We start from the raw sequence: 15,286 nt of genomic DNA on the forward strand, positions 1-15,286 counted from the left end.
AACACCGCGTCCGGAGAAATGACCTCACGGGCGGACCTTGCGATACTCGGCTTCCTGACCGAGGCCGTCACCCTGGGGCTGCTCGGCAGGGACGACTTCCCCGCCGAGGCCGAGCGCCAGGCCGCCCGCGACCTCACCTCCGCAGCCGCCGTCGGCGCCCTCACCGTCGCTGTGGGCGACCGTTGCCCGCTGGACGGCATCGCCAAGGCCCACGACCACGTCGACGCCGGCGGTCGCCACGGCCGCATCCTGGTCACCGTCCCCGGATAGCACAGACGCAGAGCGCCGCTCCTTCGGGCGAGCCGTCTGCGCGGCGTACGAAGAATCGCCCCGGCGGTCAGGCCACCACGAGCTCTTCGGCGACGAACTTCTCCACGAACTCCTGGGCACGCCGGTCGAGATCGGCGTACTGCGCCTCTCGCTCGGCGCCCGAGACCGCTGCGCCGACCAGGAGGTTGCCTTCGGCGTCGACGCGCTGCGGGCGCTCCTCGACGTCGGTGAGCAGGCCGACGGTGGACTGGGCGAAGCCGCAGTAGTAGGCGATGCCTTCGCTCAGGTTGGTTTCGAGGACGGTCTGCATGCCCTGCACGATGGGGTCGTCACCCGTGGCACCGGCCAGGCCCAGCCACAGCATGCGTTTGCCGGCGAGGCGGGGCTTGCTGCGGCCGTAGGCGAACCCGTAGTTCCACACGCGGTCGATCCAGCCCTTGAGGATGGCGGGCACGCTCTGCCAGTACACCGGGAAGACGGCGATGACGACATCGGCGTCCAGGACGCGCTGCATATGGGCCCGCACTTCGTCCGAGTACGCCTTTTCCCTGTTGCCCCAGTCCGGCTGGTCCTCCGTGTTCATCCGTGGGTCGAACCCCTCGGCGTGCAGGTCGAGCAAGTCGATGCGGTATCCGGCGGCTTCGAGCCGGGCGGCGGCACGGCGGGCCGTGTGCGCGGTGAGGGAATCGGTGCGGTGGTGTGCGACCACCACGAGGGCTGTCCTGGCGGGGGTGGCGAACTGCGTCACGGTGTCTCCCGGTGAGTCTCGGTGCATCCCGATGGGTCTCGGTCGATGCGATGAATCCAGTACAGCCGCAGCGGCATGGATGATCCATGGGAGAAACGCTCCGGAACATACGAGATCGTCTACGGTGTGTCGCGTGGATCCTTTGAGTTCGCTCCTGAGTGGCATCCGGGCCGAGGGCTCGGTCGTCAGCCACGCCGTCCTGTCCGCACCCTGGGCCATCCGCTTCGCCGACGACGCACCGCTCACCATGATCAGCGTGCTGCGCGGCGGGGGCACTCTGCTGCTGCCCGACGGCACCGAACGCGCGGTCGGCGTGGGCGACACGGCGATCGTGAGCGGCTCCGGGCCGTTCCACCTGGCGGACCGTCCCGCCTCCCTGCACAGCGCCCATGTCGCGTACGAGATCGCCTGCTTCAGCGCGGACGCCGAGTGCGGCGCCCAGGATCTCGGCGGTATCCGCTGGGGCGCCGACTCCGAGGAGGCGACCGCGCTGATCGTGGGCGCCTACCGCGCCTCGGGTCACCGCCACGAGCGGCTCCTGCGTTCCCTGCCGCCCGTCCTGGTGGTCCAGGAGGACGTCGAGGTCTGCGGCTGGCTGGAGACGGCCGCCGTCGACGCCGCCCAACTCTCGGCCGGTTCCCAGGCGTTGATGGACCGTCTCCTGGACTGGGCCCTGGTGTGTACCCTGCGCAGCTGGTTCGACCGGGCGGGCGCCGAGGCGCCCCACTGGTACCGGGGCCTCGCCGACCCCGTCCTCGCCCCCGCGCTCCAGGCATTCCACGACCGGCCCGCCGAGCCCTGGACGGTGGCGTCGCTCGCCACTCAGTCCGGCGTCTCCCGGGCTCTGTTCGCCAAGCGCTTCACCCGGCTGATGGGCCGCCCGCCCCTCGCCTACCTCACCGAGTACCGCATGGACGAGGCCCAGACCCTGCTGACCGACACCGACCTCAGCATCGCCCAGATCGGCAGGTCGGCCGGTTACGCGGACGCCTTCGGCTTCAGCGCCGCGTTCAAACGCCACAAGGGCCTGAGCCCCAGCTCGTTCCGTGCCATGACGGCGTGAGTCCCCGACCGGGAACCAGAGGCCGGGTGCCCTGGCCGACGGCCCGCCGAGGCGCCCGAGCGTCGGCCCCGGAGTGCGAGCGCGAGCACGGGTGGCCCGCGCCACCGGACTGGCGGGGTCAGACCCGGGCGGGCGGCGGCGGTCACCGGCGGGCCATGTGTGCCAGAAGGCGTGCGGCTGCGTGTTCGCCGGAGCGGAGGGCGCCGTACGTGCTGGACGGGCCGAAGTAGTCACCGGCCAGTTGGATGGCGGGGTCCGCTCGGGGGCGGCGGGCGTTGAACGCCCGGAGGGGGCCGTAGCCGCCGGGCGGGCGGACGACCAGGGCGTGGTCGTGCCGGGTGACGAGGCTGCTGCGGACGGTGCCGCGGACTTCGGGGAAGACGCCGGAGACCGCGGCGACGGCCTGTTCGACGACGGTGGTGTCCTCGGCGTCCCACCAGCGGTCGGTGAACTCCCGGCGGCCGTGCAGGGTGAGCAGACCGCGTCCGTCGTCGACGCGGCCCGGGATCTTGTTGTGGTGGAGTTCGATGCCGACCACGCTGGGGTGGGTGGCGCGGTTGAGGAAGAGCGCGAACGCCTTCTCGTCGGGTGCCCGTTCCAGGCCGAGGGAGACGACCAGCGCGCGGGAGTAGGGGATGGCGTCGAGGTAGGTGCGGTCCTGGTCGGACAGGTCGGGCAGGAGAGCGGAGACCCTGGGCGCCGGGACGGCGACGACGGCGGCGTCGGCGTGTTCACTTCGGCTGGTGCCGTCAGCCTGGCGCCAGGTGATCCGTACGCCGTCGCTGTCCCTGTGCACCGCCTCGACTTCGGCGTTCAGCTCGACGGGGAGCCTGCTGGCCAGGGTGCGGGTGAGCAGGCCCACGCCCTGGGGGCTGTTGAAGTGGGGGCCCAGGAGTTTGGCGGCGTAGAAGAGCATGTCCGCCGCGGTGAGGTCGTCGGGGGAGGCGAGGACGATGCCGCCCCCGATGAGCGGTTCGCACAGGTAGTCGATGGCTTCTTGGGTGAGGTGGCGCTGCGCGTACTGGGTGGCGCTGAGCCGGTCCAGGGCGACGTTTCCGTGCGTGGTGTCCCAGTCGAGGTGGGCGCGCTGGGCGATGAACGTCGGCAGGGCGCGCAGGACCGCGAGTTTGGTGCGCAGGCCGAGGAGGCGGGTGCGCAGGAGGTCGCTCTTGGTGTCGGCGCGGAAGCGGTGGACGATGCCGTCGCGCTGGAAGCCGCAGAGGGTGTTGGCCGGACCGTACTGGTTGGTGAGGCCGAGTTCGGTGATCAGGTCGCGCATGCCGGTGTAGTTCTGGCCCAGGATGCTGGCGCCGACCTCGAACCGGAATCCGTCGTGGTCGACGGTGCGCATGCGTCCGCCTGCCTCCGGAGCCCGTTCCAGTACGCGGACGTGGGCTCCCTGTTGCTGGAGCCGCCAGGCGGCGGTGAGACCGGCGATGCCCGCCCCGACGACGACGACGGTGCGCGGTGCTGTGGTGGCCATGCTGCGTCCGTTCCGTGGATGCGATCAGAGGTGACTGCGGGTGCGGGTGTGCTGCCAGTACGGCTCGACGGCGGCGGCGCTGCCGTGCACCCACCCCGCCACCGCCTCGGCGAAGTGGTGGTGCTGCCGGGTCAGCCGGCCGTCTGCGGCCAGGGCGGCGGCGTTGGCGTCGAAGCGGTGCTTGTGACCGGCGTGCAGGATCACCGCGGCTCGGTATGCCTCGGCGCGGGTGAGCGCGTATTCGTGGGCCAGCACGGTGACGACGTTGACCGGGTCGCCGTTGGCCTGCTCGATCGCGTAACCGAGCAGGTCATTGGCCAGACCACCGAGCAGGAAGGCGAGTTCGGCCAGCGCGGTCAGGGCCGGCGGCAGGCTCTCTCCCGGAGCGGGCATCCCGGGAGCGAGACGCTGGAGGTACAGGGGGTGGCCGCCGGCGGTGGAGGTGCGGTCCCGCAGGTAGTCCCCGAGACAGGGGGGCTGCTCGCTGGACCTCCACGGCGACTGGCGGGCGGAGGCCGCCAGATAGTGGCGAAGGCCGTCGGCGAGTACGGGCAGCAGGAGCTCCCCGCCCGCCTCCATGATCTCACCGCGCAAGCGGGCGAGGGCGTCCAGCAGCGGGTCGTCGGCCACGGCAGGCGGCCGGTCACCGGCACCGAGCAGGCGTGGCAGGTCGTAGGACTGGTACTGGCGAAGAAGCAGATCCTGTTCGGCGACGGCGTCGTCGAAGACGAACTCCCACATCAGGTAGCGGGCGGTGAGCCGGGCGACGGGCAGCGGCGCCCCCGGCATGCAGAAGCCGATCAGGTGACCGACCTGCCAGGTGGTCAGCCGCTCCTCGGCGACCAGCCGGTGCAGACCGGTGGCGGTGACCCAGCCGCGGACGTCGGCTTCGAGGACGGCCGCGTCGGGGTGCGGACGAGCGGGAGCGAAGAGCCGCAGGAGGTGCGTGTGGGCGTAGTCGGCCAGGTGCAGGTCTTCCTTCATGCGCCGTACCGCCTGTCTCGGCCCGCGTAGGAGATCAGCGCCTCCTGGAAGCGCTGTCGTGTGAAGTCCGGCCACAGTTCGGGGGCGAAGTACAGCTCGGCGGCGGCGCTCTGCCACAGCAGGAAACCGGACAGGCGCTGCTCACCGGACGCGCGCAGGATCAGATCGCAGTCGGGCTGCCCCCACTGCGCCAGCCGTCTGCCGACCGCCCGCACGTCCAGGGCCTCAGCGCCGTCCTCGGCCAGGAGCGCGTGCACGGCGGCCAGGATCTCCGCACGGCCGTCGTAGGCCACCGCAAGGTTGACCCGCAACCCGCCTGCCACGCCTGCCGTGCTTGCCGCGCCTGTCGCATCATCGTCGCCACGGGTCCGGCCGGACAGTTCCGACAGCCCCAGTCCGTCAAGATGCTCGGGGGACCCGAGCACGTTGAGACGCCAACTGCGCTCGGCGGTGAGCGCGTGCGTGAGTTCGGTGATGGCATCGAGCATCACCGGCAGTTCCTGCCGTTTGGCGGCGTTGTCCAACGACAGAGCCCATACCGTCGCCGTCTCCACCCCTGCCTGCTCGCACCACCGCAGCACCTCGACGGTCTTGGCCGCCCCGCGCCGGTAGCCCTCCAGCACAGGAACCCCGTGCAGACGGGCCCAGCGCCGGTTGCCGTCCGGGACGATGCCCACATGCCGGGGAACCTGCCCGCCGGGCTCGCTCACCGGGCGCCCGCCAACCGGCCCTCGACGCCGTCCCGGACCGGCACGGTCCTGCCCGTCAGGTGGCTCAGGGCGAGCAGGGTGAAGATGTCCGCCAGGGCAGGGACGGTGAACACGAACGGCCGGGGCCCGATCGAGTCCGGGCGCATCCCCTGCGAACCACCCTCGCCCTGCGCGGTGGCAAGGTACGACGCGGCAGCGACCGCGGGCGCCGGATCGGCCTGCCCGCACACGGCGATCAGCCCGTACGCGGTGCTGATGACGTCGCTGGGCTCGCCCGTCTGCTGCCCCCAGCCCCCGTCCGCGTTCTGCTGGGAGAGCACCAGGTTCCTGCCCCGTTCCACCATGCGCCGCACACGCGGCGACTGCCCGCCCCCGGGCCGGCCGGCGGCCAGCAGTACCCGGAAGACGGTGTGCAGTCGGCTGCTGCTCCAGTCGGGGGGAAACGATCCGTCACACTGCTGCTGCCCGGCCAGGTAGCGCAGCCCGCCGGTGATGAGCGGCGTGTGGGCCGCCGGACGTACGGTGAGCGCGTCGACCACGGCCGCGGTCATGGAGGCTTCCGACGGCGCCCCCGCCACATAGGTGGGGAAGCCTCCGTCCGGCCCGGCCACCGCGACCAGCGACCGAAGCCCGCAGGTGATCGGCTCCCGGTACAGGACGTCGTCGACCAGGTGCAGGAACTGCACTGCCACCGAGGTGTCGTCGACATCCGTCTGACACGCCACATCGGTGTACGACCAGCCGCCCCCGGGCTGCTGACGCTCCACCAGGTGACCGGCCATCCGGTCCAGCACCCTCCGGGGGGCTCCGGCTGAAGCCAGCGCGACCCCCGCCGTCGCGGTGCACCAGGTGTCGGTGTCCGACACGAACGGCAGTCCGCCGTCGGTCCGCTGATGTGCCAGCGCCCGGCGTATCCCGTCCGCCACCACCGCACCGGTACCCGGAAGCCGGGACAGGGCGTGCAGCACCGACAGGTGGATCAGGACGTTGCCCTCCCACACGTGTGGACGCCGTTGCGTGTCCAGCAACAGCCGTACGTCCTCGTCTCCGACACGGTCAACGCGCCCCGCCGCACAGGCCAGGATCACCTTCACCGCCGTGACCTGGACGATGGCCCAACTGTGCAGCCCCGACAGGCCGAAGCCCGTCTCGTCCCACTCGGGAACGAACGTTTCGTCAGCCATGACCGCCAGCGCGTGCACCAGCGCCCGCTTGCGTACCGCGGTGAAGCCCGGTGCCGCCGCGGTCACCGCCTCGACGAACAGGCCACCTGTGGGGATCTCCTGCCCGTCCAGTACCGCAGCGGCCAGTACCCGCTCCGCACCCGTGACAGGCGTCCGGGAACGCAGAAAGGTGCGCAGCGCCTCCGCGGCCCGGGCATCATGGCCGGTACGCTCCAGCAGCCTCAGTGCCACAACCGATTCCAGAACGCGGCTGCGGCACCCGTCACGGACCGCACCGTCCGCTCCCACCCTCGCGGCCAGCGACACCAGAAGCCGCTCGCGCATCCCTGTCACCGTTGCTGGAAACAGCTCCCCGGGCCATCGTCGCGCCTCGGGTGTCGCCCACGGTCGCACAGTCGGTCCCCTTCTCTGTAGGTCTCTGTAGGCGAGAGGACCCTGCCCAGCACCACGTCCCCGGAAAGAGCCCCGCGCGGATCCTCCGGGCAAACCACCCGACCGTGTGACGAGGGGCAAACCGGGCTGGCCGGTGTCGGCAGGGGCCAGCCGGGCGCCTCAGACGCCAACGATCACCGGTCGTTCTCAGGAACGCCTCCTTCCAGCGAACCCTTCGAACCACCCGTCCACGCCCTTCGCGGCGCCCGTCTCCGGCTAGCTATACACGCCATGTATACGCTCTGTGTATAGTGCACCGCATGCCGACAAGGCGCACTCCGCTCGGGCTCCTGGAGTCAGGGGTGCGTCACGGATTCGACCTCACGGGCGCCTTCGGCGAGCGCTTTGGCCACGCCCGCCCGCAATAGCCCGAGTTGCCCTCCCGGGGCGACCCTCCATGCCAAGGCCCGCCCCCCTCTTCCTGGTTCCGCCGGTCGGCGTTCAGTGCGTATGTGCGCATATCGGACCAGACCAACTGAAAGGCATCACGTGCACCATCACTTTCGCAGGCCCAGAACCCTCGGTCTCGGCATAACCGCCACGTTGAGTCTGGCCCTGACCGGGCTGCCCGCGCCGACCGCCCAAGCCGCCGCATCCGACCCTGCTTCCACCCTGGTGGCCGGTAAGGGCACCGCCACTCCGCAGCTCGTCTCGGGGCTCGCCGAGCCCGCCCCCGGCAGCCCGGCGAATGCGGCCCGCACCTTCCTGGCGGCCCACCCTGACCTGTACCGGATCGACCCCGAACAGTTGACCGATCTCGCCACCGAGCGCACCCCCGGCGGCGGACACACCGTCAGGTTTCAGCAGCGCGTTGGCGGAATACCGGTGCGCGGCGCACAGTATGTGGTGCGCCTCACCGGTGACGGCGCCGGGCAGCGGGTCGAGTCGGCGGGTGGCAAGTACTTCACCGGTCTCACCGCACCGACCACCGCGACCGCCCCGGCCGCGACGCTGCGCGACCTGGCGCGCGGTTCCCTGACGGTGCCGCGGGCCCGGGCCGGGGCCACGGTCGAGGACCACGGTCGGGTGATCCTGCCGGGTGGCTCCGGCCGACTGACCCAGCACTTCACCGTGCGCGGCACCGACCCGGCCACCGGTGCCCGGCTGGCCCGCGAGGTCTACGTGGACGCCGCCGCCGGTACGGTCGCCCTCGCCCACGACACCCGGCCCGCGTCCGGCCCGCGTGCCACCGCCGCTGCCGCTGCCGCCGGTGCCGTGCCCGCGACCGGTACCGCACCGGACATCCTCGGCCGCTCCACGAAGGTGAACATCGGCCGTCTCCCGGACGGGAGTTACCAACTCACCGACCTCACCCGCCCCGCCGCCATCACCACTTACGACGCGGCCGGCCGGGACTACCTGGACGGCATCCCGGCGGGAAGCCCACCGATGAGCTCCCCGAGCCCCGACTTCCCGGCCACCGCAGGCAGTAGCGGCGCCACCAACGCCCATCTCAACGCCGCCGCCGTGTACGACTTCTACCGCGACCGGCTGGGCCGAGACGGGCTGGACGGCAAGAACGGCCCGATCACCTCGCTGGTCAACACGTCCGAAGGCGGCGAACCCTTCTCCGGGGCCTTCCTGAACGGAACGACGATGGTCTACGGCAACGGAGGCCCCGGCAAGTATCCGTACTCCGTCGCCCTCGACGTGGCCGGCCACGAGATGACCCATGCCGTCATCGACCACACCGCTGACCTGGTCGCCACCGGTCAGCCCGGCGCGATGAACGAGGCCCTGGCCGACTACTTCGGCAACGCCATCGAAGTCACCGCCCGGGGAATGTCGATGGACGATCCGCGAGCCGCACTGCTGGGCGAGAGCCTGTGCCGTACCGGCACCCCGCAGGCATGCGCGACGCGCCGCATGGACGACCGCCGCACCATGAAGGACCACTTCCTCGGCGCTTCGAGCGACATCGACAACGGCGGGGTGCACCTGAACTCGACCATATTCAGCGGTGCGCTGTGGGACCTCCGGCGCGCCCTGGACCCGCTCACCGCCGATCGGCTCGTCTACCGGGCGCTCACCGGCTACCTCACCCCGCTGGACGACTTCGTGGACGGACGCAACGCGGTGCTCGCCGCCGCCCGGGAACTGAAGCTCACCCGCGCCCAGCTCCAGTCGGTGGCGACGGCCTTCGACACGCACGGCATTCGCTCCGGATGGGAGCGCGGGCTCGGCCTGGACAGCCACATGCTGCTGCGTGACGCCGCCTCCGAGGAGCAGCCGGCCGTGGCGGGCGGCCGCTGGGTGATGAGGGGCAGAGCCGCAGGTAAAACCTCGGACGCCCTGTTCACCGGCTCCACCACCGGCACCGCCGCGCCCACCAGGCTCAGCCCGGACGACGGACGGACGCACAGCTGGCCGGCCACCGACGGCAGGTCCGTCGCATGGCTGGCGATCGACTACGACGCCCAGGGCAACCGGGAGATGGAGGTGCTGACCCGTTCACTGTCCGGCGGCCCGGTCCGCAGTCTGTTCCGCTCCGCACGGTGGATCACCAGAGTCCAGGTGTCCGGATCCGACGTCGCCTTCCAGGTGTCCGACGAGAGCGACCGTAAGCGGGTGCGCCTCTCCCGCAACGGCGCACCGGCCGTGGAACTCCCGCTCACCGAAGGACACACCACGAACGGCCTGACCCTCAAGGACGGGACGCTCGGCTGGACCGAGTCCTGGACGGCCCGGTCCGGCGAGGTCGACGCACCGACCGTCTACTCCATCGCCACCGGCAAGGTCACCGCCCAGTACGTGGCGGGCGACCCGAACGGCGGCAGCGGGAGCACCACGTACTCCCTGCTGCTCGTGGGGAAGCGGCTCCTCTGGGTGCAGGCGCCCGATGATCCGAAGAAGGGCAGCTCGATCCGCTCGGGTGCGCTGAACGGCTCCGGGGCGACCGACGTCCTGCCCGCGGACTCGCCGTTCGCCACCGCCATCACCGGCATCGCCGCCTCCGACCAGGCGATCACCTTCGACACCGATGCCTACGAGCCCGCCGGCGGCTGGTCCCACGCCACGTTGCCCAAGTTCTGGCAGCTCCCGATCACCGGTGGCACCCCTCAGCGGCTCTCCTGCAACCGAGGCAGCCAGCAGCTGGCCGCCGCCGACCAAGGCACCCGGGTGCTCTGGCTCGACTCCACCGCCGGCCGCACCGACCTGGTCGTCCGCAACCGCCCGGCCGGCAGCTGCTGACCGTGAATGCCCTGTCGTCTCTCACACGGTTGGGGGACTGGTAGGCACACTTCGTGACATGCCTGTGCGAATGGGGAACTGCTCTCCTGTTCTGTCCCTCTCAGCAGGAAGAAGCAGCCGTCACATGAAGTGCAGCAAGAAGTGGATCGGGGGCGTCGCCCTGGGTGCGATGGCTCTGGGCTCCGCCGGATTCTCCGCACCCCCCGCGCCCGCGCGTCCGGCAGCCTCGGTGTTCGCCGGGCCCGGGGCCGTGCTGTCGTCCGTCCCTGCGGACCAGCCGGAGAAGGAGACCGACGGCGGCGGCACCGAGGCGGTGCGCCAGCGGAATGCCATGATCAATCCGCAGGCACTGGCCGCCCTGTGCGCGGGCCCGTCCGAGCGTGAGTACAGCTTCCCGCTCTTCGACGACGTGACGGTCGAGGTCGTCGAGCACTCCCGCAGCGTCGTCGGCGACATCGTCATCCTGTCGGCCGACGTGGTCGGAGCGGCCGGCCAACACGTGGTGGCCACCGCCCAGAACGCCTGCGACGGCAATCTGGGCAACGAGCAGGTGACGGCCCAGTTCATGCTGGGAGGCGACAGCTACGCCATTGAGTCCAACGGCCCCGGCCGGGTGTCCATCACCCAGGTGACCCCGCTGGGCGACGAAGACGAATCAGTGTCCATGAGCATGCCGCCCGCCCCGGACACCCAGGCACCGCAGCCCCGGACCGCCCCCGTCGCGCCGGACAAGGCATGCCAGCAGGGCAGCAACACCACACTCATCGACCTCGTCGTGGGCTACACCCCCAAGGCACTGGCCGAGGCCGGCAGCGTGACCCAGATCCGTTCCGACATCACCAGGGCTGTCGCCCTGGCCAACGACGGACTGGCCGACAGCAAGGTCAACGCCCGGCTGCGGCTGGTCAACATTCCCAGCGTCAGCAGCGTCCCGGCGGTCCGCGACGGTGTGACCCAGGACCTCATCAAGGCACTCGCCACCCCGCGCGACGGACTCCTCGACGAAATGATGACCTACCGCGACCAGTACGGCGCGGACCTGGTCTCGGTCGTCGCCGGCGGGCGGGCGGCGGGCGGCCTCGGCTACTCGCCCAAGGCCCCCTCGCAGAAGACCGCGAACTACGGCTTCAACGTCGTCGCGCACGCGGCCCTGAAGAACTTCTCCCTCGGCCACGAGATCGGCCACAACCTCGGCGCCGCGCACGACCGCACCACCCAGCCCAACCAGCCGCCGCCCTACGGCGCCAACGGCTACTTCCCGAGCGACGGCGACTTCGCCACGATGATGGCGTACGAGTCCGGCTGCCGTAAGTCCACCAAGGGCCGGTGCGGGCGCATCAACCAGTTCTCCAACCCGGACCTCTCCTACCGAGGCCAGCCCCTCGGTGTCCCGCTCGGCCGCCCCGACGAGGCCGATGCCGCCCGGATCTTCAACACCACGTCGAAGGCCATCGCCACCTACCGCAGCACGAAGTCGAGCGACACCCTGTGCGCGGTGAACACCTCGGTGTCGCCTGCGAGAACCGGCACGGTGACGCCGTCCGAGACCGGCCCGTACCCGAAGAACAGCACCATGCGGTTCACCGCGAAGCCCGCGAGCGGCTACGTGTTCTCCCACTGGACGCTCAACGGCCGCACCTACGGCAACGCCGCCAACTCCATCAACATCGCCGTCCCCTCGGACCAGCGGCTCGTCGCCAACTTCCGCACGGGCAGCACCCCCAAGCCCTCGGTCAGCACGTCCGCGACCCGCGGCGGCACCGTGCGGAAGGCTCCGGCCAAGCGTGGCGCGCCTGCCACCGACACCCTGCTCTACGACGCGGTGCCGGCTCGGGGCTGGTCCTTCAGCGGCTGGACACTCAACGGCTCCTTCGCAGGTGACGACGACACCATCGAACTCTCGCCGGACGACGAGAACCTCCAGCTCCGCGCGGAGTTCGAACGCAACAAGTACGACCTCGACATCCAGGTCGAAGGCGGATCGGGCAAGGTCGTCCAGGCCGACACCGGCCCGTACGCGGAGGGCGACACCGTCACCGTCACCGCAACTCCCGATCGCGGCTACAAGTTCACCGGCTGGCTCCTGGACGGCGACACCTACGGCGGCGACGTCGACGGAACCCGCGGGGAAACAGCCGTTTCCTTCCAGGACAACACCGATCACACCCTCACCGCACGCTTCGCACCCCTGAACTGAACCGCCGCGAAGCCCTCCTCGGACGGCATTCAACCCACGAAGAAGCTCGATGCCGCCCGATGCGACAAAGGGGAGCCTCCTTGCACAGGGGAGGCTCCCCTTGCCCAAAGCTCCGGACGGGGACAGGGAGAGCCCGAGCAGAGTCGGAAGGGGCCACCCGGTTGGTCCGCCCAGCGGTCCAGGCGAAACCGCCTCACGGTGGCTGAGCCGGCGTCAACCGGTCGGCCAGGAAACGCTCCTCGTGACTGCGCATCCGGTGACTGCTCCAGCCCCGCGCTCCTGACCTCCCCGGAACGAACTGCCCTTACATTGCGCTGGCCTCACCGTCCTCAACAGCATCCGGGACGACTGCCTCCACGTCCTTGGTCGTGTGCGCGCCGGAGAACTGCCGGGAACCAGTCCAGGACGCCGTCGCCCGTTCCGGGGTGGGTGCGTCCGCGGTGTCAGCTACGGCAACCTCGCAAGCGAACGCGCCGTCTCCCGTATGTGTGCGTGCGGTGCACGTCCGGGTGGTCTTGTCGCTGAACTGCACCTTCACGGACACGGTCGCCTCTGCGATACCGGCCGTGGTGGCAGGGCCGTCTTCCTTGAGGAATCCGGCGAGGTCGACTCGTCCGTCCAGGACCTGCCACTCCGCCCGGAACTCGCGGAACGCGGAGGCGCGGATGTCATCCGGGGAGGGCGGGGCAAGGACCACGGACTCGCGGGCGGGATCAGCCGCCCCCGTGGACAGCGGAGCGGCGCTGGCCGAAAGTCCCATGCCGCCGAGGATGACGCCGGCTGAAGCCGCACCGATGAGAAGCACGCGAGCGGCAGTTGATGTAGGGGGACGCACGATCTCTCGTTTCTGCAGGAGGACCTGACCGGGCTGGTTGCACTACACCCATCTCCCTGTGAGGCCGGTGCCAGCACTCCCCAGGGCAGCATTCGCCCAGATGGACGTACGGCAGACGCCTCTCCGAGCTTCGCCGTACCGGTGTTTCCGCGTCACTCCGAACTCCGAGGCGGGCCGCGCGAGTTCCGGCCGTGACCACCTCCAGTCAGACCGGGGAGTGCAGCAGCGGTCCGAGGGATCGACCGGATCCCGGGCCTGGCGGACGCCGCGCGCAGAAGGGTCTGCTCGTTCGATTCTGCCGTGCAGCGAGCCCTGACGGCGCTTGCGTCGTTGAGCCGTGTACCTGTTCGGGCAATGGTGAAGGAACTCGTGAACAACATGAAAAAGGGCCGCAAGCACCGCACTGTCAACCGGACTCCTCGTCCTGTGGCTTCCGGGACGAGGCACCGGGAAAGTCCGGCCCCTGCACGGGAATCGTCCCGTGACGTGCCCGACTTCCATCGCATCCTCACGAAGCTGGGCTACCGGAAGGCGCCGCGACCCGCCTCCGCCGCCGCCGTGCGGCAGAACCCTGAACCCGTCGAAGAGGTCGCACCGGTCTTCGGCACGGTGCGCAACGGCGGGCTGGGTCATCACGCACAGCGCACCTGGACCCGACTGCGGGCGGACGGGCAACAAGGCGCGACGGTCGAGGAACTCTGTGAGACGGTCGGCTACCAAGCACGCACCATCGTCAAGCACCTGGAAGGTCTCTCCCGCTATGGCCTGGTCGAGCAACGGGACGGAGACGCGTGGCATGCGACAGCGAAGAGCCCATGGGCGGCGGCGCAGGAACACGGCATTCCCGGCCCTCGGACGGAGGGCCGTGATCGGGTGTCCCGGTGAGCACGGGGCTGCCCGTGGCTGGTCTGCCCGGAGCGGCATGAGACCGGCAGCGCACTGCCATGACGGGCCGACTCCCACGAAGGGCGTGCGGTCCTTCCGCTGATCCCCGCGCGGTGCTCCGGTTCGAGGACCGGAGCACCGGCTCGGACCGGCTGACGTCAGGAGCGGACCCAGAGGACGTACACATCGGGACGCGAGGGGCTGACGGGCTCGCAGGCCGCGCATCCACCACTCCGGGCTGCGTCCGGCCTCGGCTGCGGTGTTTCCGGCCGACTGGCCCGTGCGCGCACCGGTGCGTCCTCGGGCCTTCGGCCGTACCCGAAGAGCCTGGTGGGGGGCCTGTTGCGTGGGCGGCGGCCCGTTCGTCCGGGGGTGTCTTTTTGGCAGAGTCCACCGACCATGCCGTTGAGGTCTAGACCAATAGCGGTTTAGCTTGGCGCAACCCTGCCAGCACGCCGAGTGATTGAGGATCTCTGTGCACCCCCTGGGCGACGAGAGCGACCACCGAACGACCGGACACCGGCACGTGAGCGCACCCGTGTACCGGCGCATCGCCGACGACCTGCGGCTGCGGATCTCCGAGGGCGAATTCCCGGCCGGGTGTCGGCTCCCCTCCGAGCGGAGTCTCGCGGAGCGATACCACGTCAACCGGCAGACCGTGCGTTGTGCCCTGCAACACCTGCGGACCCACGGCTTCCTCGTCACCGACCGTACGGGGTCGTACGCGAGCCGACGCACCGACAGCCCGGCCCTCCCGCCGCTCCGGCCTGCGGAGCAACCCACCTTCCCCGGTGGTGCGATGCCCCTGGAGGGCGACGCCAGCCGTACGGGCCGGTTCGCCGCGGAGCTCCCGCCGCCGGAACTGGCCGCGGAGCTCGGCGTCGGACCAGGCGAGCGTGCCCCCGTGCTGCGCAGCCGGACGGTCGACGAATCGGGTGCGGTCATCCAGGAGGCGGTCTCCTACTTCTCGATCCACACGTTGAGCGTGCTGCCTCAGCTGACACGTGCCTTCGTGCAAGGCGGGGCCGAGGGCGAACCGGGCTTGACAGAGTTCTACCGGTGGCTTTCCTCGGTCGGTCTGACGCTCACCCGGCACGAGCAGATGAGGCCGGTGCCCGTTCCCGCGGGGGAGGTCTCCCCGGAGCTCGGCTGGCTTTCGGTACGGCGGCTGGTGAGCGATCAGCACCAGCGGCTCCTGGAGGTGACCGATCTGCGGTGCGACCTGACCCGGAGCACGCTCGTCTACCGGTCGCCGCTGCTCGCACCGTAGCCGCGTGGGGGACCGGCGCGTGTTCGTGCGCTT

The 15,286-nt window shown here is 70.6% G+C and carries 12 protein-coding genes and 1 pseudogene; 7 read left to right on the forward strand and 6 right to left on the reverse strand.

Features of this window, described 5'->3' with window-relative positions; translation table 11 throughout:
• The first annotated feature begins 18 nt into the window (after window positions 1-18).
• Window positions 19-270, forward strand: coding sequence for a hypothetical protein (locus tag OG897_RS29410; protein WP_266661438.1), 252 nt, complete (start codon window positions 19-21; stop codon window positions 268-270).
• Window positions 271-337: 67 nt separating this feature from the next.
• On the opposite strand, the gene OG897_RS29415 is transcribed toward OG897_RS29410, so the two are convergent.
• The gene (locus OG897_RS29415) at window positions 338-1,045 is read right to left on the reverse strand and encodes an NAD(P)H oxidoreductase (RefSeq protein WP_266661440.1); all 708 of its coding nucleotides are present in this window, start codon (window positions 1,043-1,045) and stop codon (window positions 338-340) included.
• Window positions 1,046-1,142: 97 nt separating this feature from the next.
• On the opposite strand from OG897_RS29415, the gene OG897_RS29420 reads away from it, so the two are divergent.
• On the forward strand, window positions 1,143-2,081 hold the full coding sequence (locus OG897_RS29420; RefSeq protein WP_266661442.1) for an AraC family transcriptional regulator: 939 nt from the start codon (window positions 1,143-1,145) through the stop codon (window positions 2,079-2,081).
• Window positions 2,082-2,223: 142 nt separating this feature from the next.
• Here the strand turns inward: OG897_RS29420 and OG897_RS29425 are convergent, their stop codons facing one another.
• From OG897_RS29425 to OG897_RS29440, 4 genes are read right to left on the reverse strand one after another with little or no spacing between them, the layout of a single operon-like run.
• A complete protein-coding gene (locus tag OG897_RS29425) occupies window positions 2,224-3,564 on the reverse strand; it encodes an NAD(P)/FAD-dependent oxidoreductase (RefSeq protein WP_266661444.1) in 1,341 nt (446 codons plus the stop codon).
• Window positions 3,565-3,588: 24 nt separating this feature from the next.
• On the reverse strand, window positions 3,589-4,548 hold the full coding sequence (locus OG897_RS29430) for a terpene synthase family protein (RefSeq protein ID WP_266661446.1): 960 nt from the start codon (window positions 4,546-4,548) through the stop codon (window positions 3,589-3,591).
• The gene (uppS, locus tag OG897_RS29435; RefSeq protein WP_266661448.1) at window positions 4,545-5,258 is read right to left on the reverse strand and encodes a polyprenyl diphosphate synthase; all 714 of its coding nucleotides are present in this window, start codon (window positions 5,256-5,258) and stop codon (window positions 4,545-4,547) included. The genes OG897_RS29430 and uppS overlap by 4 nt, the downstream gene beginning before the upstream one ends.
• Window positions 5,255-6,766 carry a prenyltransferase/squalene oxidase repeat-containing protein gene (locus OG897_RS29440; RefSeq protein WP_266661450.1) on the reverse strand — a complete coding sequence of 504 codons (1,512 nt, stop codon included), beginning with the start codon at window positions 6,764-6,766 and terminating at the stop codon, window positions 5,255-5,257. The genes uppS and OG897_RS29440 overlap by 4 nt, the downstream gene beginning before the upstream one ends.
• A gap of 368 nt (window positions 6,767-7,134) precedes the next feature.
• Here OG897_RS29440 and OG897_RS29445 point away from each other — a divergent pair.
• The 3 genes and pseudogenes from OG897_RS29445 to OG897_RS29455 all read left to right on the forward strand — a co-directional run.
• Window positions 7,135-7,236, forward strand: a pseudogene (locus tag OG897_RS29445) (PadR family transcriptional regulator); the annotation flags it as partial.
• A 181-nt stretch (window positions 7,237-7,417) separates the two neighbouring features.
• Complete coding sequence (locus OG897_RS29450) at window positions 7,418-10,066, forward strand: M4 family metallopeptidase (RefSeq protein ID WP_266661452.1); 2,649 nt, start codon at window positions 7,418-7,420, stop codon at window positions 10,064-10,066.
• A gap of 124 nt (window positions 10,067-10,190) precedes the next feature.
• On the forward strand, window positions 10,191-12,263 hold the full coding sequence (locus OG897_RS29455; protein WP_266661454.1) for a reprolysin-like metallopeptidase: 2,073 nt from the start codon (window positions 10,191-10,193) through the stop codon (window positions 12,261-12,263).
• Between the two features lie 304 nt (window positions 12,264-12,567).
• Here OG897_RS29455 and OG897_RS29460 read toward each other — a convergent pair whose 3' ends face one another.
• On the reverse strand, window positions 12,568-13,023 hold the full coding sequence (locus tag OG897_RS29460; RefSeq protein ID WP_266661456.1) for a hypothetical protein: 456 nt from the start codon (window positions 13,021-13,023) through the stop codon (window positions 12,568-12,570).
• Window positions 13,024-13,584: 561 nt separating this feature from the next.
• On the opposite strand from OG897_RS29460, the gene OG897_RS29465 reads away from it, so the two are divergent.
• Entirely contained in the window at window positions 13,585-13,983 is a 399-nt protein-coding gene (locus OG897_RS29465) for a hypothetical protein (protein WP_266661458.1), read from the forward strand.
• A gap of 526 nt (window positions 13,984-14,509) precedes the next feature.
• The gene (locus OG897_RS29470; protein WP_266661460.1) at window positions 14,510-15,253 is read left to right on the forward strand and encodes a GntR family transcriptional regulator; all 744 of its coding nucleotides are present in this window, start codon (window positions 14,510-14,512) and stop codon (window positions 15,251-15,253) included.
• Window positions 15,254-15,286: the final 33 nt, after the last annotated feature.

It is taken from the genome of Streptomyces sp. NBC_00237, from assembly GCF_026342435.1.
Taxonomy (GTDB): domain Bacteria; phylum Actinomycetota; class Actinomycetes; order Streptomycetales; family Streptomycetaceae; genus Streptomyces.

Excerpts from the sequence above, each read along its gene's own strand:
- OG897_RS29460 (WP_266661456.1), bottom strand. The coding sequence starts at position 13,023 with ATGGGACTTTCGGCCAGCGCCGCTCCGCTGTCCACGGGGGCGGCTGAT.
- OG897_RS29455 (WP_266661454.1), top strand. The coding sequence starts at position 10,191 with ATGAAGTGCAGCAAGAAGTGGATCGGGGGCGTCGCCCTGGGTGCGATG.
- OG897_RS29425 (WP_266661444.1), bottom strand. The coding sequence starts at position 3,564 with ATGGCCACCACAGCACCGCGCACCGTCGTCGTCGTCGGGGCGGGCATC.
- OG897_RS29415 (WP_266661440.1), bottom strand. The coding sequence starts at position 1,045 with ATGCACCGAGACTCACCGGGAGACACCGTGACGCAGTTCGCCACCCCC.
- OG897_RS29440 (WP_266661450.1), bottom strand. The coding sequence starts at position 6,766 with ATGCGCGAGCGGCTTCTGGTGTCGCTGGCCGCGAGGGTGGGAGCGGAC.
- OG897_RS29410 (WP_266661438.1), top strand. The coding sequence starts at position 19 with ATGACCTCACGGGCGGACCTTGCGATACTCGGCTTCCTGACCGAGGCC.
- OG897_RS29430 (WP_266661446.1), bottom strand. The coding sequence starts at position 4,548 with ATGAAGGAAGACCTGCACCTGGCCGACTACGCCCACACGCACCTCCTG.